The organism is Halomonas sp. AOP43-D1-4 (assembly GCF_052446175.1).
In the GTDB taxonomy this organism is placed as follows: Bacteria; Pseudomonadota; Gammaproteobacteria; order Pseudomonadales; family Halomonadaceae; genus Vreelandella; species Vreelandella citrativorans.
The window spans coordinates 70,956-89,513 of sequence record NZ_JBQSVY010000004.1 but is presented as its reverse complement, the minus strand read 5'-3'; the positions used below and the strand labels follow the sequence as shown (position 1 = coordinate 89,513).

General features: G+C 53.0%; 15 protein-coding genes and 1 pseudogene. 7 read left to right on the top strand and 9 right to left on the bottom strand.

The window, feature by feature from the left end; genetic code table 11:
* Positions 1 to 389: 389 nt before the first annotated feature.
* A complete protein-coding gene (locus ACT3RQ_RS05530) occupies positions 390 to 1,289 on the bottom strand; it encodes a GNAT family N-acetyltransferase (protein ID WP_444680097.1) in 900 nt (299 codons plus the stop codon).
* A gap of 117 nt (positions 1,290 to 1,406) precedes the next feature.
* On the opposite strand from ACT3RQ_RS05530, the gene ACT3RQ_RS05525 reads away from it, so the two are divergent.
* The 4 genes and pseudogenes from ACT3RQ_RS05525 to ACT3RQ_RS05510 all read left to right on the top strand — a co-directional run bounded on the left by ACT3RQ_RS05525 (position 1,407) and on the right by ACT3RQ_RS05510 (position 4,141).
* Positions 1,407 to 2,087, top strand: a complete 681-nt coding sequence (locus ACT3RQ_RS05525; protein WP_444627715.1) for a response regulator — start codon at positions 1,407 to 1,409, stop codon at positions 2,085 to 2,087.
* 56 nt (positions 2,088 to 2,143) lie between these two features.
* A pseudogene (locus ACT3RQ_RS05520) lies at positions 2,144 to 2,899 on the top strand (sensor histidine kinase N-terminal domain-containing protein); the annotation flags it as partial.
* A 108-nt stretch (positions 2,900 to 3,007) separates the two neighbouring features.
* Positions 3,008 to 3,439: an ATP-binding protein gene (locus ACT3RQ_RS05515; RefSeq protein WP_444622514.1), complete on the top strand. Its 432-nt coding sequence runs from the start codon at positions 3,008 to 3,010 to the stop codon at positions 3,437 to 3,439.
* Between the two features lie 99 nt (positions 3,440 to 3,538).
* Positions 3,539 to 4,141, top strand: coding sequence for a CBS domain-containing protein (locus tag ACT3RQ_RS05510; protein ID WP_444622503.1), 603 nt, complete (start codon positions 3,539 to 3,541; stop codon positions 4,139 to 4,141).
* Between the two features lie 131 nt (positions 4,142 to 4,272).
* On the opposite strand, the gene nhaD is transcribed toward ACT3RQ_RS05510, so the two are convergent.
* A complete protein-coding gene (gene nhaD, locus ACT3RQ_RS05505) occupies positions 4,273 to 5,739 on the bottom strand; it encodes a sodium:proton antiporter NhaD (RefSeq protein WP_172118710.1) in 1,467 nt (488 codons plus the stop codon).
* 427 nt (positions 5,740 to 6,166) lie between these two features.
* Here nhaD and ACT3RQ_RS05500 point away from each other — a divergent pair, with 427 nt between their 5' ends.
* Positions 6,167 to 7,804, top strand: coding sequence for a CapA family protein (locus ACT3RQ_RS05500; RefSeq protein WP_444680096.1), 1,638 nt, complete (start codon positions 6,167 to 6,169; stop codon positions 7,802 to 7,804).
* A gap of 155 nt (positions 7,805 to 7,959) precedes the next feature.
* Here the strand turns inward: ACT3RQ_RS05500 and glmS are convergent, their stop codons facing one another.
* Genes glmS through ACT3RQ_RS05480 form a run of 4 tightly spaced genes read right to left on the bottom strand, consistent with a single transcriptional unit; the run spans position 7,960 to position 13,138 of the window.
* Complete coding sequence (gene glmS / locus ACT3RQ_RS05495) at positions 7,960 to 9,789, bottom strand: glutamine--fructose-6-phosphate transaminase (isomerizing) (RefSeq protein ID WP_444640223.1); 1,830 nt, start codon at positions 9,787 to 9,789, stop codon at positions 7,960 to 7,962.
* A gap of 44 nt (positions 9,790 to 9,833) precedes the next feature.
* On the bottom strand, positions 9,834 to 11,204 hold the full coding sequence (gene glmU / locus ACT3RQ_RS05490) for a bifunctional UDP-N-acetylglucosamine diphosphorylase/glucosamine-1-phosphate N-acetyltransferase GlmU (RefSeq protein ID WP_444640222.1): 1,371 nt from the start codon (positions 11,202 to 11,204) through the stop codon (positions 9,834 to 9,836).
* 5 nt (positions 11,205 to 11,209) lie between these two features.
* A complete protein-coding gene (locus tag ACT3RQ_RS05485; RefSeq protein ID WP_444640221.1) occupies positions 11,210 to 12,328 on the bottom strand; it encodes an FAD:protein FMN transferase in 1,119 nt (372 codons plus the stop codon).
* 9 nt (positions 12,329 to 12,337) lie between these two features.
* Positions 12,338 to 13,138, bottom strand: a complete 801-nt coding sequence (locus ACT3RQ_RS05480; protein ID WP_172118713.1) for an undecaprenyl-diphosphate phosphatase — start codon at positions 13,136 to 13,138, stop codon at positions 12,338 to 12,340.
* A 195-nt stretch (positions 13,139 to 13,333) separates the two neighbouring features.
* Between ACT3RQ_RS05480 and ACT3RQ_RS05475 the strand changes: the two genes are divergently transcribed.
* Together ACT3RQ_RS05475 and ACT3RQ_RS05470 are read left to right on the top strand one after the other, a co-directional pair.
* Positions 13,334 to 14,527: a cation diffusion facilitator family transporter gene (locus ACT3RQ_RS05475; protein WP_444680095.1), complete on the top strand. Its 1,194-nt coding sequence runs from the start codon at positions 13,334 to 13,336 to the stop codon at positions 14,525 to 14,527.
* Between the two features lie 58 nt (positions 14,528 to 14,585).
* Complete coding sequence (locus ACT3RQ_RS05470; RefSeq protein ID WP_444622533.1) at positions 14,586 to 15,185, top strand: undecaprenyl-diphosphatase; 600 nt, start codon at positions 14,586 to 14,588, stop codon at positions 15,183 to 15,185.
* 11 nt (positions 15,186 to 15,196) lie between these two features.
* On the opposite strand, the gene mgtE is transcribed toward ACT3RQ_RS05470, so the two are convergent.
* From mgtE to atpD, 3 genes are all read right to left on the bottom strand, one after another.
* Positions 15,197 to 16,579, bottom strand: coding sequence for a magnesium transporter (mgtE, locus tag ACT3RQ_RS05465; protein WP_444622532.1), 1,383 nt, complete (start codon positions 16,577 to 16,579; stop codon positions 15,197 to 15,199).
* A 142-nt stretch (positions 16,580 to 16,721) separates the two neighbouring features.
* Complete coding sequence (locus ACT3RQ_RS05460) at positions 16,722 to 17,150, bottom strand: F0F1 ATP synthase subunit epsilon (RefSeq protein WP_444622531.1); 429 nt, start codon at positions 17,148 to 17,150, stop codon at positions 16,722 to 16,724.
* A gap of 24 nt (positions 17,151 to 17,174) precedes the next feature.
* Complete coding sequence (gene atpD, locus ACT3RQ_RS05455) at positions 17,175 to 18,554, bottom strand: F0F1 ATP synthase subunit beta (protein ID WP_444622530.1); 1,380 nt, start codon at positions 18,552 to 18,554, stop codon at positions 17,175 to 17,177.
* Positions 18,555 to 18,558: the final 4 nt, after the last annotated feature.

Here is an 18,558-nt window from a genome sequence, read left to right as displayed (position 1 = left end):
TATCGCCATAATAGCGGCGTTTAATCCTGTATCGATAACCGTGTTCCAGGAAAATATACCGGGAGATAATATCTTTTTTTTCACAGATAGCCAGAGGGCGATAGGTGAGAGCCACCTATCGAGTGACATAATAACAAAAGGGTCTAAACAGTGATTTAAAGGCCTACGTTTAGAAGATCAGCTTAAAGACGCCCGTAAGGGTAAGAAGGCCTACGGCAAAAATAAAGATAATAATCCACAGCAAAATTTTCATAACGTTTCCTCCATGAATAAAAGAAGCATTCCTCAATACCGCGCTCACAGTATAGAAGAAAAATTAAAAAGCAGGCTTAATATTACCTTTTGAATAGAGAAATTCTCGTGCTTCATTATGGGCTTGAAGCGGTAAGCTAGGCATTTTTCCAGGCAAGCAGGCGCTGCTCGGCATAACCGATGAACCCCGCCTGTTGATAAAGGCGCCAAGCGGGCGTATTGCGAGTATCGACGGTCAATATCATCTCGTTTGCCCCTTGGTTAATTGCCAGGTTAAAAGCCTCGGTTAACACGTTTCGACCGATGCCCTTACCGCGCCATTGCGCCGTGACGCCCATTAATAAAAGCTCCCAGCAGTGAGCCGACCGTGGCGCTAACAGCAACACGCCCACCCGCTCATCGCCCAGGTTAACGCTGTACCAATGGTTCGGCGCCGTAGGTGCCTGGTCATAAAAACCGGCCAGCAGCGCTTCGCTGGAAAGCGATTCTCGCAGTGCTGGGCAGTCCAGCGAGCCTTGACTAATGGAACCGATCAGGGCGGTTTGCGCGGCGGTGCTTAGCTCACTAAAAGGTGCCAATCGAATTGGCGAATCCGTTGAAGGTACCGCCTCCGTGCCCGCCAGCGTAATGGACAAATAGTGTAGCTCAGCCAAGCGCACCATATTATGCGCAAGCAGCGTTGCCTCCCACGCATAGTGGCTGGGCGGCAAGACCACGTGGCAAAGCGTTATTTCCTGCGCGGTTACCCGATCATGAGCAGCGCTTAGTAAGGCTTGGCTTGCTGGATCATCCTGGCAAGGAAGCCATAGCTGTGCGGTGGCGTGAGCGAGCGGCTGCACCCACAGCGCACCGCTAATACGGCCGTGCTGCTGATAAACCCATAGCCCGTCCCAGGCTGCCTGCGAGGCTGATGTTAAGGCGGTGTGCAGCGTCGATTGCAAGGACGGCTCATGCACCGCCGCCAAGTGAAGCAAGGCTTCCCTATGCTGCGTTGAAGGGCAAATACTCACAACTGCACTATCGACCGTCGGCTTCATTAGTAATCAGGGCGCCACTGTGTTGCTTTCGTTAATGTTAATCCTGACTGACTCCCCCTAACGATGCTACCTTTTGTTACTTCTTACCGGGCCGTTGCTACAGGAGTGACTAACACCATGCGCATACTGCTGGTTGAGGACGACGCCAGCTTGTCTTCGGGCATTCGCCTGGCGCTCAAGCCGGAACACTATACGGTTGATCACCTGGATAACGGCAATAGCGCCCTTATGGCACTAAAAGAGGCTGAGCCGTTTGATGCTGTCATTCTCGATTTGGGCTTGCCAGGTTTGGATGGCCTCCACATTATCAAGGCGGTACGCCGCCAAGGTAGCCAAATTCCGATATTGGTACTCACCGCCCGCGACGGTATCAATGACCGCATAGCGGGGCTGGATGCTGGGGCCGATGATTACCTGGTCAAGCCCTTTGAAGTGGAAGAGCTCAAGGCCCGTTTACGGGCTCTACTAAGGCGTAGCCAGGGGCAATTGGATAATTACCTGGAGTGTCGCGGCATCCGCCTGGAACCGCTTACCCTAAGCGTCAGCTATCAGGATAACGTCATTACCCTTTCACGGCGCGAATTTACCCTGTTACAGGAATTTATGGGCCACCCGGGGCGGGTCTTTACCCGCGATACACTGACCAGCCTGATTTATGGCTGGGATGAGGATGTAGAAAGCAACGCCATTGAAGTTCATATTCATCATTTACGGCGCAAGCTGTTCCCTGAAGTGATTCGTACTGTACGCGGCATTGGCTATGTGATGGATAAAGCACCGCCGGGAGGCGAACAGTGAACTCTATCCGCCGGCGAACCTTAGGGCTCACACTGCTGCTGTTTCTGCTCAGTATTATGGTCATTAGCGTGGTTAGCTACCGTTACGCCACGCACGAAATTCAGCAGTTGCACGATGCAAGCCTTGCCCGTCACGCGCATCTTTTGGGTGAGCTCATGCAGGCGCCTATTCCGCCCGCGTATCAGCAGGCACTTCTGCAAAGCGTAGAAAATACGCTGCAAACCAAGCAGCGCAATCCTGAAGCGCTCGTCTTTCAACTGTGGGAAGGCGATGAACTACTGCTGCGCTCAACCGATGCACCATTAGCGCCGCTTGCCGTATCGCAAAGTGGCTACACCCGGCAACAGTACCAGGGGCAAACGTGGCAAACCTATACGCTTCCGCTTGCCGAGGGGCGCAGGGTCATTGTGGGTGAGCGTGACGATATCCGCTTACGTTTGGTCAGGCGGGTAGCGCTGCGTACGCTGCTGCCCGAATTTATTGGGTTAATCGTCTTAACGTCTTTATTGTGGTGGAGCATCGGCTGGGGGCTTTCACCGCTGTCGAGAATGGCAGAGCAAATCCGCAACCGAGACCCACATAATCTTCAACCCCTTAAGCTTGCGCCTCTGCCGTATGAGCTGGCGACTATTTCCGGTGCACTCAATCGCTTGTTGATGCGCATCCAGCGTTTACGCGAGCGCGAAAAACGTTTTATCGCCGATGCCGCCCATGAACTGCGCACGCCGCTTGCCGTACTCGACCTTCATGCCCAAAACGCCTTGGCCGCAGAAAACCCACAGGACCGTGAGGAGTCGCTTCATTATTTGCGCCAAGGCGTTGCCCGTTCGACGCATTTGGTCAGCCAGCTGTTAACGCTGGCAAGGCTTGACCCGGATGAAACAAGCCTGCCATTACGCCCTGTTGATGCGCTGTTTGAGGTGCGTGACGCACTGGCCAAGCTACTTCCCCTCGCCCAGCAACAGCAGCAAACGCTGCAGCTAGAGGCCGATGAACAAGGCCAGTGGGCGTTAAACGAAGTCCCTGGCACCTTGGGAGCACTCGTGCAAAACCTGGTGGGCAACGCCATTCAGCACTCTCCCCCTCAAGGAACTATCCACGTTCAGCTTAAGGCGGAATTGAGCGCCATTATTTTAGTGGTGGATGACCAGGGCCCGGGGATTCCTTTATCAGCCCGCAAGGCCGTTACAGAGCGCTTTCACCGCGCAGGCCCCGGCGCTGGGTCAGGGTTGGGATTATCCATTGTGGAACGGATAGTGGCGCAGCATGCGGGCAGCCTGGTATTTGATGATGCACCAGGGGGTGGTTTGCGCGTACAGGTCACGCTTAATCGCCACAGCGGCCAAGGCTAGTTTTCAAGCCTTAAGGTTCCGATAAGAATTAACTGTGACTCTGAGGGTACCAGGCTGATTGGCAGTAAGCAGTTGGCCAAATAAAATGGAGGTTCCCTGATGAATCAAGTGGCTTTTGCACCTAAAACGTTAATTAAATTCAGCGCCGCTCCCCGCCTTAAGTCGCCGAGTGCCAAGCAGTTAACGACTGAAAGTTCAGCGCTGGATGTACTTACCGACTTTCAAACGCTGAAACCTCATTCAGTCGCCGCTGATACGTCTGTTGACGAGGCGCATCTCAAAATGCGTTATAGCGGTGTGCGGCTTCTGTTTGTAACCGACAAAAATGAGCACTGCATCGGTATTCTTACCGCCAAAGAGTTGATCGGCACACGCCGTATTAACCTGGCCATGCAGCAGCGCAATCTTGACCGCGACGAAATAACCGCGGATATGATCATGACCTCCTGGGATAAACTCAGTGCAATGACGCTGGAACAGCTCTCGGCGCTGACGATTGAAGACCTTGTCTTGGTCATGGAAGACGTAACTGAACAGCACCTGTTGATCACTCAGTACGACGACCATAACGCACTGACCATTCGTGGCTTAATATCAGCCACCGATATTCAAAACACCGTGGGTAAGCAAGTTAGTACGGTGGTTCCCGTCGCGAGCAGCTTTGCCGATATTTGCCAAGTGATTACCGGTCACGACCTGTAAGTTTAAAAGTATCCGTTAGCTGTTGTTAAACAGCATTTATCATCTAAAACGCCCCTTACCAAAAACGGTAAGAGGCGTTTTTTAGTGTTCTATCAATACCGTGTTAATCCCTAAAGATTAACACCCAACCGCTAGAACATGGAGGCGTTGATAAATAAGTGTGTCGCTACACTTGCGGCATAACCCAGAAAAATAGCCGGCACCCAACGCAAGTGAACCATAAAGGTATAAATACCTCGTGCCTGGCCCATCAAGGCAACGCCAGCCGCTGACCCCATGGCGAGCAGGCTTCCCCCAACACCAGCGGTAAGCGTAATCAGTAGCCAGTTGCCTTCAGACATATCGGGCGCCATGGAAAGCACGGCAAACATTACCGGAATGTTATCCACCACGGCTGAAATCAGCCCTAACACAACGTTAGCCCAGATGGGATTCCAACTGCCGTAGAGCGTTTCAGACAGCAGGCTTAAATACCCCATAAAGCCAAGCCCGCCCACACACAGTACGACGCCGTAGAAGAACAGCAGCGTATCCCACTCAGAACGTGCGATACGGCTAAAGATATCAAACGGCACCACGCTGCCTAACTGCTCCAGCTTTTTCCAGTCGCCGCGGCGTGAATAACGTACCCGCTTACGCTCTAGCGAGCGCGGCAGGCTGCGCCGCAGGTAGTATCCAAAGAACTGCAGTAGTCCTAAACCAAACATCATGCCCATTGCAGGCGGCAGGTGCAGAACCGAGTGGCAGAGTACGGAGATGGCAACGGTCAGCAAAAACAGCGCAATGATCCGGCGTGCGCCCCGCTTGAGCCAGACGTTTTCAGTAAGCGCTGCCGGTTGGCGGTTAACAATAAAGAAGTTCATGATGACCGCAGGCACCATAAAGTTAACGATAGCGGGTAATAACAGTACAAAGAAGCCGCTAAACGGCACTTGTCCTGCCTGCCAAACCATCAGCGTCGTGATATCCCCAAAGGGGCTAAATGCGCCGCCAGCATTGGAGGCCACCACCACGTTAACGCAGCACAGGCTAATAAACTTGTTATCACCTTCAGCCACTTTCAGGATTACCGCGCACATCAGCATAGCCGTGGTCATGTTATTGGCTATCGCAGAAATACCAAATGCGAGAAAACCGGTAATCCAAAAAAGGCTGCGGTAGCTAAACCCTTTACGCACCAACCAGGCACGCAATGCGTCAAATATACGCCGCTCTTCCATGGCGTTGATATAGGTCATCGCCACCAGCAAAAACAGCAATAGTTCGGTGTATTCGAGCAACGTTTCCCGAAAGGCGATTTCAGCCTCTTCAGGCATACCGGCCTGCACATACACCCATGCCACAATGGCCCAAATAAGCCCCGCCGCTACCAGAACTGGCTTGGATTTACGCATGTGGAGAAGCTCTTCAGACATTACCAGAGCATAGGCAAGTACAAAGATACCCACACACGTAATACCGGCAAGAGAGAGCGTTAAATTCAGTGGGCCAGCAGCGGCATAAGAGAGGGAAGGAAAGACAACAGCACAGAGAGCAATCAACAACCAAGCGACCCGGCGAGCTGAGAGCCGAGGTGCAAGGACGTTTTGTGGTTTCATGACAGCGTGATCCTGACAGATGTGGGGGGAGAGCGTGCCACCATGATAAGCACGCTAATAAACTGCTGCAACGCAGCGCTGACTCGCAAGGTGCGCCTAATTGTCGCACCTTGTAACGCTGTTTTATAGTGTCCGAACAACTTATTACGTTTGCTCATTCAATGGGCCATACGCTTCTTTTTTCAGGACAGCAGATCACAGAAATAATGGCTGTTAAAAAATCAGATCGTCGTTCAGCCGCTATAACAACGCTGGTATTACTTAAGACAGGATGCCAGTGTGTGTAACGCCACCGTATGTATCAATCGTTAGCATCGTTAATAAGCACGCTCTCACTAACGCGATAGTACGCTGGATAAGTCCCCCATGTACTCAAAGAGCAAATATCCTCCTGTAAAAGACCATCAAACAAAAAAGGAGTCCGCTGATGGATGCATATCTAGACAATATCCATGACATCTTGCAAAAGCTTAAGGATTACCTTGAGGGGAATGAAGATGAAGTGATCGCAACGCTGCAGAGCGTAGCACGTGGTGACTTAGACATGCCCGAAACCATCACTCCCAAGGAAGAGGAGCTCTTTCGGGCGCTTTGCGGCTGGATGGTCGCAAAGAGGCCAACACAGATCCTGGCGATGCTTCAGCCACTATTGGCTGATCCTAACCTTTTAAGTAGAGGCATTACGCTTAATGATATTGAAAGCGTAATGCCTAAAGGACTGCCACCTAAAGATATTATCGGCACAATTAAAACAAATAGGCGAGACTTAATCCGACAAGCACTCCTCCTGGTAAGCTATATTTTCTACGACGATCTCCACTACCCACAGCCTGAAACCAGCGTTTATGATATTTCAGAAAACTCCTTCCAAAAGCTCAAGTGGCTCTACCGCTACTGGTTCAATCAACTTGAAGTGGCTGAAAAAGGGTCAGGACTAGAGGGCTTATTTGCGTCACGGGTACTGGATTTCCGAATTGTCGATCACCCTAATAATTATCCTGTTTCGAAAACTTCTATTTCATGCGCGGGGGATCTGCTTGCCGTCGATGTTCTAACACCAGACAACACACCTCATCTGTTTGATGAAATCACCGATTTCTACAGCACCACCGATATTGTCAGCGCTAACCTGGAATCCACCGTTGACAAGAACAGTCTCGTGGGGCGCACCCAAGCATCGGGACAACCGGCGCGTATGAATACCACTGAGACAATGTTCCAGAAGTTTCGCAACGAAGCAAAAATCAACTATTTCAGCACGGCGACCAACCATGCCATGGACTGGGGCGAACAGGGTGTACTTGCCACCCTCGATGTGCTCAAAAAATCAGGCGCCTACTATTCTGGCACTGCCGCAAGCCAGGCTGAACAGGATGATGTCGTCGTGATTAATAAAAACGGCATCAAAGTTGCCTTGCTGGCATACACCTTCGACCTCAATGGTTACGAAAAAGATATTCCCGCCGATATGCCCTATCTGATTAATATCGTTCGGTTCAATGATGCTAATCCAGCCCCTGATTACTCACTGATTGAGAAGCAGGTGGTGGCAGCGAAAGCGAAGGGCGCGGACTGGATTATCGCCTACTGCCACTGGGGGTGGGAGTTTGAGATGTACCCGCATGTGAATATCAGAGAAGCCGCCCACAAGGTGATTGACTGCGGTGTTGACACCATTCTTGGCAATCACGCCCATGTCAGCCAGTCAGCGGAACTTATCCCGCGCGAAGGCAAGCAAGATGCACTGGTGGTTTACGCGTTCGGTGACTTCGTCAGCTATCACCCGGAAAGCCGCAATTCAAAGCTTGCCTATATTGTTAAATTCGACATCGTGAAGGTCTACGATGCTATAGAATTGGCTAACCTTCAGGCCCTACCCATTTATATTGTCAATGAGAAGCTTGGTGGTGATCGCTACGACTGCCGTATCGTCAAATTTTATGACGTTTTGAAAAACCCGGATGAGTACGGCCTAACCGAGCTGGAGAAAAGCCAGCTGCCGCATTTGGAAGAAAAAGTGTGGCACGCGGTACTCTCGCCACTTGCGAGGCTCGGTACACGTTAGAAGCGAACGAAAACGTAGAGTAATAGGCGGATCACACTGAACATTATGCTAACCAGCAAACCATTCTCGCCCCTAAAGGTTGGATACTTCATCCAACCTTTAGGGTATTGCCGTAAGAGCATTCAACGAACCGCTTGATACCAGACAGCAGTGGTCTACTCCACAGTCACGCTTTTCGCCAGGTTACGCGGCTGATCGACATCGGTGCCTTTAAGCACTGCGACGTGGTAGCTCAAAAGCTGGAGAGGAAGCGTATATAAAAGTGGTGCCAAGGCTTCGTGAATATGCGGCAGCTCAATGACTCGGATATTGTCATGCGGCTTGATACCCACGTTCTCATCGGCAAATACAAATAGCTGGCCGCCCCTGGCACGGACTTCCTGCAGGTTGGATTTTAGCTTTTCCAACAGGTCGTCATTGGGTGCGACGGAAATCACCGGCATCTCGCTATCTACCAGCGCCAGCGGGCCGTGCTTAAGCTCACCGGCTGGGTACGCTTCTGCGTGTATATAGGAGATTTCCTTAAGCTTAAGCGCGCCTTCCAGTGCAATCGGGTAGTGCGCACCACGGCCCAAGAACAGCGCATGGTGCTTTTCAGCAAACGCCTGGGAGAGCTGCTCAATCTGGCTGTCCAGGGCCAGTACTTGTTGGCAAATATCAGCAAGCGAATGCAGCGCCTTCACAATACCTGCATGCTCTTCCTGCCCCTTCGCTTTGCTTATCGCCAGCGTCAGAAGCAATAGTGCTACCAACTGAGTGGTAAACGCTTTTGTGGAGGCAACGCCAATTTCCGGGCCTGCGCGGGTCATCAGGGTCATATCTGATTCACGCACCAGGGAGCTTCCCGGCACGTTGCAAATAGCTAGCGAACCGACATAGTTCAAGGTCTTGGCAAAACGTAGTGCCGCCAGCGTGTCAGCGGTTTCACCCGACTGGGAGAGCGTTACGAACAGCGTATCGGAAGGTACGACCGGGTGGCGGTAACGATACTCGGAGGCCACCTCAACCTGTACCGGCACGCCTGCATAACGTTCAAGCCAGTAGCGGGCCACCATGGCTGCGTGATAGCTGGTACCACAGGCAATGATATGGACCTGGCGGGTTTTCTGGAAAAGCGCTTGAGCATCAGGACCAAAGCTCTCGACCAACACACTGTCCGCGCTCAAACGCCCTTCCAGGGCCGCCTCAATCACGGTGGGCTGCTCGAAGATTTCTTTAAGCATGTAGTGGCGATAATTGCCTTTGCTGGCAACACCATCACCATGCTCAAAAACGTGTACCGACCGTGTTACTGAGCTGCCATCTTTATCGACAATCCGGATAGAACCCTTTTCACTTAACTCGACCACATCGCCTTCTTCCAGATAAATAAAGCGATCCGTTACTTGTAGCAAGGCAAGCGGGTCTGAGGCTAAAAACGCTTCCCCCATACCCACACCTACCACCAGCGGGCTTCCCTGACGTGCACCTACTACTATGCCCGGCTCCTTGACACTCATAACGCCCAGCGCATACGCCCCACCCAGACCATTCACAATTTGCTGGGTTGCCTCAAACAAGCTGAGGCCACTCTGCAACTTGTCCGCTAGCAAATGCGTAATGACTTCGGTGTCGGTTTCCGAGCTAAACGTATAGCCACTTGCCTGCAGCGTCTCTTTTATATATTCGTAGTTTTCAATAATGCCGTTATGCACCACGCTGACGCTGTCACCGCTATGGTGCGGGTGGGCATTGGCTTTTGAAGGCTTTCCGTGAGTTGCCCAGCGCGTGTGAGCAATCCCTGACGCTCCCGGCAGCGGTGCACTATTCAGCTCGTTCTCAAGGGCTGCGACCTTACCCACTGCGCGATGACGAGTAAGCTGGTTATGATCGTTCAACACCGTCATGCCCGCTGAGTCGTAACCGCGATACTCCAGGCGCTTAAGCCCTTCCAACAGTATGTCTTGCACGTTACGTTGCGCTACAGCAGCGACGATGCCACACATAAACCGTTCTCCCAGGAAAATTAAAGTAGCGATGTACCGCGCGTTTACTTGCCAGCTTTAACAGGACGCACCCAATCGGCCTTTTCCAGCTGCTTGCCTCGCGTCACCGCCAAGGCATGCTCACGGACATCTTTTGCTATGGTGGATCCAGCGCCTATGGTTGCACCTATCCCCACACTAACCGGGGCTACCAGTGCGCTGTTAGAGCCAATAAAGGCATAATCGCCGATCTCAGTGTGATGCTTATTAGCGCCGTCATAGTTGCACGTAATTGTGCCCGCACCAATATTAACGTCACGCCCCAAGCGGGCATCGCCAACATAGCTTAAGTGGTTAATTTTGCTGCCCTCGCCTACCTCAGCGTTTTTGGTTTCTACAAAATTGCCCACCTTGGCATTAACCGCCATGCGCGTACCGGGGCGCAGGCGCGCATAAGGCCCCACTTGGTTATGGCCAGCCATCTTCGTTTGATCAATAACAGTGTGGCTATCAATGCTACTTTCAGCACCGATGGCACTGTTTTTGATCACGCAGTAAGGCCCTACACTAACGCCATCACCCAGCGTCACGTCACCTTCAAAAATGCAGCCCACGTCAATAAACACGTCGTGACCACAGGTGAGGCTTCCGCGCACGTCGATCCTTGCAGGATCAGCCAGTGCCACGCCCTGCTCCATTAACAGGTCCGCTTGGCGCGCCTGGTAAACGCGTTCTAACCGCGCCATTTGGGCACGATTATTAACCCCTTCTACTTCAACGGCGTGAGCTGGCTGCTCGGTGCAAACTTTAATCCCCTCTTTAGCCGCCATTTCGATCACATCGGTCAGGTAGTATTCACCCTGAGCATTGTCAGCGGAAAGCTTAGGCAACCAACGCGCCAGTTGGGCACTGGTCATCGCCATGATGCCGGTGTTGCACTCGGTGATCGCACGCTCGGCGTCATTGGCATCTTTTTGCTCTACAATCGCCACCGCATCGCCCGCCGCATTGCGCACAATACGGCCGTACCCCGTTGGATCGTCCAGCGTAACCGTCAGCAGCCCCATCTGTTGTTCGTTCACATGGGCCAACAGCGCTGTCAGCGTTTCACTTTGAATGAGCGGTACATCGCCATACAGTATCAAAACAATGCCGTCACCCAGTTCATTCAATGCTTGAGCAGCGGCATGCCCCGTGCCTTTCTGCTCTTCTTGCACGGCAAACGTGACGTTTTCATCCGCCAATGCGTGACGCAGCTGCTCTGCGCCGTGACCAATGACGACCTGCGTACGTGCAGGGCTTAGGCTCGCCGCGGTTTCCAACACGTGCGACACCATGGGTTTGCCCGCCAAGGAGTGAAGCACCTTCGGCATGTGTGAGCGCATCCGCGTGCCTTTACCCGCTGCGAGAATCACTACATCTAGCACTTTTTGCATTCTCATTACCCTTCTTCTGTATGATGCACGTTAGGAGACGCCCACTGACCAATACCGCTTTCATTGATGAGTTCTTCGCCAAACTCATCAACAAAAGCAGGGCTTGCAATACTCTGCCACTGGTCGCCATCGCGGATCAGCATTAATACACTCAGATTCTGCGCAACGGCCACTTCCATACCGGTATCGCTACCTTCTACCAATAACGCGGTGGCCCAGGCATCGGCCCAGGCGTTGGATGGATGGAAAACCGATACCGATGCAAGATTATGCGAGACAGGCCGCCCGGTACGTGGATCAATGGTATGTGAAAAGCGCTGCCCATCAGCCTCAAAGTAATTGCGGTAATCCCCTGAGGTCGCTACCGACATATCGTGAAGAGGCACAATATGCTGTGCTTGTGGCACGCTACTTTGCGGTGTTTCAATGCCTACGCGCCAAGGCGTCTCTCGATCATCACGATAGCCGTGCGCCAGCATATCTCCCCCCAGGTTGATTAAATAACCCTCTATCCCTTGCTGATTTAGGTACGCTGCCACGCGGTCGGTTGCATGCCCCTTGGCGACACCGGAAAGATCCACATAAACATCACGCTCACGGCGCGCCTGCATGGCCTGAGTATCGATCGCTACAGCATCAAAGCCCACTTCGGCCAAGCGCTCGGCCAACTGGTGCTCCGAAGGGGCTTCTTGCGGGCGAGCCTCAGGACCAAAACTCCATAAATTGACCAGACCACCAACGGTCATATCAAACGCGCCGTTACTTTGTTCAGACACCGAGCGGCTTATCGCCAGTACTTCAATTAGCTCGTTGGAAAGTGGCTGCCACTCATTAAGCGGCGCCTGGTTAAACAGGCTTAGTTCAGAGTCATCTTTATACGTCGACATGGACACATCAACACGTTCAAGCTCTTCCAAAAAACCGGCTTCCAGATGGCTGGCTTGCTCCTGGGTTAGCGGGTCACTAATGGTTACCTGATAAAACGTGCCAAAGATGCCGCCCTCTAAACGGACAGGCGACTCCAAAGGACGATCTTTTTCCGAACAGCCAACCAACAGTAACAGCGACATAATGCATACCGCTTTTACTGTTAACCGTATTGATTCAGGCATAAATAGGGTCATGAGCTTACTCTACATGTAAAAAAACCAGAGGAGCCACGCACCAAACAGTACGCGATAAACAACAAAAGGCTGCATCCCCATTTTTTTAATAATAACGAGGAAATAGTGAATACACAGGTACGCAATAACACCGGACAATAGCGTTCCGGCCGCCATGGATAGCCAATCGACTGACTGGGGCTGATGTAAAAGTTCAACGGCTTCTAACCCACCGGCTAGTACGATTACCGGGATGGAAAGTAAAAAGGAGAACCGCGCAGCCCCTTCACGACTCATACCTACCAGAAGGGCGGCGGTGATGGTAATCCCTGACCGTGATGTGCCCGGAATGAGCGCCAACGCTTGGGCGCCGCCAATGATCAGCACATCTTTTAGCTGCATTTGGTATTCACTGCGGGTACCGCGTTTTTTCCAGTCGGCGTACCCCAGTAACAGGCCAAAGCCAATCAGGCTGAGCGCGATGATAACCGTGGAGCGCATATACACCGAGATAACATCACGAAGCAGAAAACCGATGATACACACAGGCAGCGTGGCAAGCGTGACCCAGATCGCGAGCCTGGCATCTTTATTGATCCCCCGGCCACGCAGCGCTGCCAGGCTGCTCGCTATCATTTGCCAAATTTCATGCCGGAAATAGACCACTACCGCGCTTAAACTGCCCAAGTGGAGCGCGACATCAAAAGCAAGCCCTTGGTCCTCCCAAGAGGTTAATACGGGTACTAAAATCAAGTGCGCCGAGCTTGAGACAGGTAAAAATTCCGTTATCCCTTGCACAGCGGCAAGTACCACTATTTGGAGCCACTCCATGGGTCATCCTATACATCAAAAGGGTGGTTGAATGACAATGGCGCATAAGGATACACCTCCATTAGGGGATTGTCCGCCATGGCTGCCATCGTTTTGTATTGCGTATTAGCCTGCTTAGAACAAAGGGCTTAAGAGATCATATTGCAGTGCGCTACAATAATGCTTTATTGAAAGCGCTCCCTTGTCAGGTATTCCATGACTCAGACCGTTGAAACGCCAGTGGTTCCCAACCACGAGCTAGATAATCAGGAAGCCAAGCGCGTCACCTATATCGGTGCCTGGTTGGATGGTGTGCTTAGTATTGTCAAAGTGGTGGTCGGTTTTTGGGTGGGTTCTGCCGCACTGATTGCCGATGGCATCCACTCGCTCTCCGACTTAATCACCGATGGTTTTGTACTGGCCGCCATTCATTACGGGCGTCAGGAGCCCGACAACGACCATCACTATGGTCACGGGCGCATCGAAACACTCACCACGCTGCTGTTGGGTAGCGTACTGATCTTTGTGGCAGGCGGTATTGCCTGGTCAAGCCTGGAGCGCTTGTTTAGCGGCACAGAAGTCACCGCGCCTGGCATCGTGGCGATTGTGATTACGTTTATTGCGCTGATCAGTAAAGAGTGGATTTTTCGCTACACCATGCGCGTCGCCAAGCGGGTAAAATCCAAACTGCTGGAGGCTAACGCCTGGCACTCCCGTAGCGATGCCCTTTCTACTGCGGTGGTGCTGGTCGCACTGATTGGTGCTCAGTTTGGCTTGGGCTGGCTGGATGCCGTTGCCGCCATTGTGGTTGGCCTGCTGATAGGCAAGGTTGGCTGGGATTTACTCTGGGAGTCTGCGCGGGAATTAGTCGATACCGCACTGCCTGAAGACACCCAGCGCCAAATGCACGACGTAGCCTGTAGCGTACCGGGCGTGGATAGCGTGCATGACCTTCGTACTCGCCAGTCGGCAGGCTGGGTAATGGTGGATTTGCATGTCGTGGTCGGGCCTAAAATCACCGTTTCAGAAGCCCATGAGATAGGTAATGAGGTCAGCCGCCGTTTACGCCATGAGTTTCCGCTACTCACCGACGTTATTTTCCATGTTGACCCTGAAGATGACGCTGGAGAAGGGGACCCCAGCCGAATGCCTGGCCTGCCACTACGCCCGGAAGTTGAGGCCGCGCTTGACCAACGCTGGTACGCGCATCCGGTGTGGCGCACGTTAAACGAGCTTCAACTGCACTATCTGGATGACAAAGTGTCCGTATCGCTGATTATCGGCGATGCGGTACATCAGCCCCCGCAATGTTTGGCTAGCCAGCTCAAAGCGCTCGCCAGTGATATCGAGTGGCTCGGTCATGTGGAAGTCATGTTTATCACCCGAGCGGCCAGTAGCGCGATGCGCTAGCCGTTCGCTAAACGCCAAATACTCAACCACCTGACGGGCCTTATGGTTTCAGTACGTAATGAATGCGCTTAACCTTACCTTGTTTGAAAGGCTCAACGCCGCCGCTGACACCCCTGCCTGGCTGGTCATGTTTGCTCATGGATGCGCCGTTGAATTGATGTGGCTACTACCTGCGCTGCTGGTAGTCGGTTGGCTGCGCGGCGGTGAACAGCTCAAGCAGCCACTGCTGGAGGCACTGATAGCGACGCTGCTGGCCTTAGCGATAAGTGGCATCATCGGGATGCTGTGGCCGATGCCCCGGCCCTTTGCGGTACCGGTAGGCACTACGTTAATGGCCCATGCGCCAACCCCAGCCTTTCCCAGTAATCATCTAACGATCATTCTAACCATGGCCTTTAGCTTGATGCTGCACCGCTACACCCGACGTATCGGCAGCCTTCTTCTGCTCTTGGCCATTCCCGTCGGCTGGGCAAGAATTTTTTTGGGCGTCCACTTTCCCCAGGACATGGCAGGCGCTGCCCTTTTGTCAGCCGTTATGGCTGTGCTGGTGGGTTTCAATCGCGCCTGGCTAGTGCTACCGGTTTATGAGCACGTCGCCAAGCGCCTTTATCACTGGCTGTTCGCGCCGCTTATCCGCCGTGGCTGGGTGAAGCGCTAACCGGCTGTTCGCTATAAGCTAGTAAGAATTACTGTTGCAATAGAGAAGTAAATCAATACCCCGGTGGCATCAATCAAGGTGGTGACCAGCGGCGCTGAGGCAGCTGCCGGGTCGACCTTGAAGCGCTCCAGTACAAACGGCAGGCACATGCCTAACAGACTGCCAAACAGTACGATAGTGACCATACTGAGGGAGACAATAATAGCGACTTCGTTGCCTGCTCGCAGTATCCCGATAGGGGCAACGGCGATGGCCATGGTCAGCCCCAGGGAGCCAGCTACCAACAGCTCACGGCCGAGCATTTTGCTCCAGTCCTTAACGCCTACATCACCGGTTGCCATACCGCGAACCATCAGCGTTGCCGCCTGAGCGCCTGCGTTACCGCCACTACCAATCAACAAGGGCAGAAAGAATACCAGCGCCACTTGGGCGGCAATAATATCTTCAAAGTGAGCAATACCCGCGCCAGAAAACAAGTTGGCAAAAACCAGTACTACCAGCCACGTCACCCGTTTACGGTACAGGCTCCACAGCGATACACGGCTAACGCCATCTTCCAACTGGCCAATCGACATCCCCTTGTGGATATCTTCGGTGGCTTCCGACTCCGCCACGTCCATCGCATCATCGTGAGTAACGATACCCACCATACGGTTTTCGGCATCAATCACCGGCAGTGCCAGAAGATCATAACGAGCCACGATACGAGCTACTTCTTCCTGCGCTTCGTCCACAGCGGTGCTGATCACATCCTTGATCATGATGTCGTCAACCAACGCGCCGGGCCTGGCAATCATCAGCTGACGCAGGGACATCGTGCCAATCAGCCTGCCATCGTTGTCCAGGATATAGAGCTGATAGACCGTCTCTGCATCCGGAGCGGTCTGGCGTACGCGCATCATTGCCTGAGACACCGTCATGCCACTGGCTATCGCCACATAGTCAGAGGTCATAATGGCGCCTGCAGTACCTTCCTCGTAGCCTGCCAGCCGCTTGAGGTCTTCCCGCTCCTGATGTGCCATGCGCCGTAACAGCGCTTCTCGGCGATCCTCATCCAGAAGATTGAACAGGTCCACCCGTTCGTCAGAGCCCATCTCTTCCAACAGCTTAAGTACCTGGGTGTCCTTTAGCTCACCCACGACTTCCAGCTGGCTTTCACCTGGCAAGTAGCCAAGCACATTAGCGGCGCGTTCTGTAGAAAGTATATCGAGCACTGAAAGCGCTGCGGACAGCTCTTCGTCCTCCTCGATAAGCTCTTCAAGCACCTCACCAATATCTGCCGAACGAATTTCGGCCAATCGTTCGGATAATAGCTCTTTTTTCGGTTCCTCTTTGACCAGCTCGTCCAGCAGCTCGGTTTTTAATTCCTGCAAGATTTCATCGTTCAATGACATCGCGTTCTCCTTCTCTGCAGACGAGTCAGTGCTGACAAGCATTATGCTACTAAATGCTTATAACAAGTGTACCAGACAAAAAAAACGCCCCTTAAACCCTAACGGGTTCAAGGGGCGTTTTATTCACGCTTACCGCGTAGTGTTAGCCTTTACCTGCCTTTTTGCGCAGCTGCTGGATCGTACGCAGCTGTGCAACGGCTTCGGCAAGTTCAGCGGAGGCACGGGTATAATCCAGCTCCGATGACTTCTCATTAAAGGCTTTCAGCGCTTCCTGACGCGCTTCTTCGGCAGCGGCCTCATTGAGGTCGCTGGCCCGCGTCGCGGCGTCAGCAAGGATCGTCACGACATCCGACTGAACTTCCATAAAGCCGCCGGAGACAAAGAAGTGTTCCTCCTTGCCACCATCGTGGATCACCCGTACAGGGCCCGGCTGAAGCTCGGTCAGCAGCGGGGCGTGACCCGGCAAAATGCCCAAGTCACCCATCATCCCGGCAGCTACCACCATCTCGATACTGCCCGAGAAGATAGACTCTTCAGCGCTGACGATATTGCAAGTGAAGCTATTCGCCATAGCGAATCCCCCTAATAAACGGGATTACTTCTTCATCTGATTGGCTTTTTCGACCGCTTCGTCGATGGAGCCAACCATGTAGAAGGCCTGTTCGGGCATATCGTCGTATTCACCGTCCAGGATACCCTGGAAACCACGAATAGTATCTTTCAAAGAAACATACTTGCCGGGTGAGCCAGTGAATACTTCAGCCACGAAGAACGGCTGCGACAAGAAGCGCTGGATTTTACGCGCCCTGGAAACGGCTAGCTTGTCTTCATCAGACAGCTCGTCCATACCCAGAATGGCGATAATATCCTTCAGTTCCTTGTAACGCTGCAGTACGTTCTGTACGCCACGAGCAACCGCATAATGCTCATCACCCACCACCAACGGATCCAACTGACGAGACGTTGAGTCCAGCGGGTCGATGGCCGGGTAGATACCTAGCTCAGCAATGGAACGGGCCAGTACAACGGTCGCGTCCAGGTGCGAGAAGGTGGTTGCCGGAGATGGATCGGTCAAGTCATCCGCCGGTACGTATACCGCTTGTACGGAGGTGATTGAGCCTGATTTCGTCGAGGTGATACGTTCCTGCAGAACGCCCATCTCTTCGGCTAGCGTCGGCTGATAACCCACCGCAGACGGCATACGGCCAAGCAGTGCAGATACTTCTGTACCGGCCAGGGTGTAACGGTAAATGTTATCGACGAACAGTAGAACGTCGCGGCCTTCATCACGGAATTTTTCAGCGATGGTCAGACCGGTCAGCGCAACGCGCAGACGGTTACCGGGCGGCTCGTTCATCTGACCGTAAACCAGCGATACCTTATCGATAACGTTGGATTCGGTCATTTCATGATAGAAGTCGTTACCCTCACGCGTACGCTCACCTACACCGGCAAATACGGAATAGCCGCTGTGCTCGGTGGCGATGTTGCGGATAAGCTCCATCATGTTAACGGTTTTACCAACACCCGCACCGCCGAACAAGCCAACCTTGCCACCCTTGGCAAACGGGCAGACCAGGTCGATAACCTTGATACCGGTTTCCAGCAGCTCGTTAGAGGCTGCCTGGTCGGCATAGCTGGGTGCTTTACGGTGGATCGGCATACGCTCTTGCTCACCGATCTCACCCGCTTCATCAATCGGCTCGCCGAGTACGTTCATGATACGACCCAGCGTTTCCTTACCTACCGGTACGGAAATCGCGGCACCTGTGTTGGCTACGTCCAAGCCACGCTTTAAGCCCTCAGTGGAGCCCATGGCAATGGTGCGTACCACGCCGTCGCCCAACTGCTGCTGGACTTCGAGGACAGTCTCTTTTTCAGAGACTTTCAGCGCGTCGTAGACCTTGGGCACAGAGTCCCGCGGAAACTCTACGTCAATCACCGCGCCGATGATTTGTACGATACGTCCGCTCATCTTG

Excerpts from the sequence above, each read along its gene's own strand:
- ACT3RQ_RS05530 (WP_444680097.1), bottom strand. The coding sequence starts at position 1,289 with ATGAAGCCGACGGTCGATAGTGCAGTTGTGAGTATTTGCCCTTCAACG.
- ACT3RQ_RS05525 (WP_444627715.1), top strand. The coding sequence starts at position 1,407 with ATGCGCATACTGCTGGTTGAGGACGACGCCAGCTTGTCTTCGGGCATT.
- ACT3RQ_RS05510 (WP_444622503.1), top strand. The coding sequence starts at position 3,539 with ATGAATCAAGTGGCTTTTGCACCTAAAACGTTAATTAAATTCAGCGCC.
- nhaD (WP_172118710.1), bottom strand. The coding sequence starts at position 5,739 with ATGAAACCACAAAACGTCCTTGCACCTCGGCTCTCAGCTCGCCGGGTC.
- ACT3RQ_RS05500 (WP_444680096.1), top strand. The coding sequence starts at position 6,167 with ATGGATGCATATCTAGACAATATCCATGACATCTTGCAAAAGCTTAAG.
- glmS (WP_444640223.1), bottom strand. The coding sequence starts at position 9,789 with ATGTGTGGCATCGTCGCTGCTGTAGCGCAACGTAACGTGCAAGACATA.
- glmU (WP_444640222.1), bottom strand. The coding sequence starts at position 11,204 with ATGCAAAAAGTGCTAGATGTAGTGATTCTCGCAGCGGGTAAAGGCACG.
- ACT3RQ_RS05485 (WP_444640221.1), bottom strand. The coding sequence starts at position 12,328 with ATGACCCTATTTATGCCTGAATCAATACGGTTAACAGTAAAAGCGGTA.
- ACT3RQ_RS05480 (WP_172118713.1), bottom strand. The coding sequence starts at position 13,138 with ATGGAGTGGCTCCAAATAGTGGTACTTGCCGCTGTGCAAGGGATAACG.
- ACT3RQ_RS05475 (WP_444680095.1), top strand. The coding sequence starts at position 13,334 with ATGACTCAGACCGTTGAAACGCCAGTGGTTCCCAACCACGAGCTAGAT.
- ACT3RQ_RS05470 (WP_444622533.1), top strand. The coding sequence starts at position 14,586 with ATGAATGCGCTTAACCTTACCTTGTTTGAAAGGCTCAACGCCGCCGCT.
- mgtE (WP_444622532.1), bottom strand. The coding sequence starts at position 16,579 with ATGTCATTGAACGATGAAATCTTGCAGGAATTAAAAACCGAGCTGCTG.
- ACT3RQ_RS05460 (WP_444622531.1), bottom strand. The coding sequence starts at position 17,150 with ATGGCGAATAGCTTCACTTGCAATATCGTCAGCGCTGAAGAGTCTATC.
- atpD (WP_444622530.1), bottom strand. The coding sequence starts at position 18,554 with ATGAGCGGACGTATCGTACAAATCATCGGCGCGGTGATTGACGTAGAG.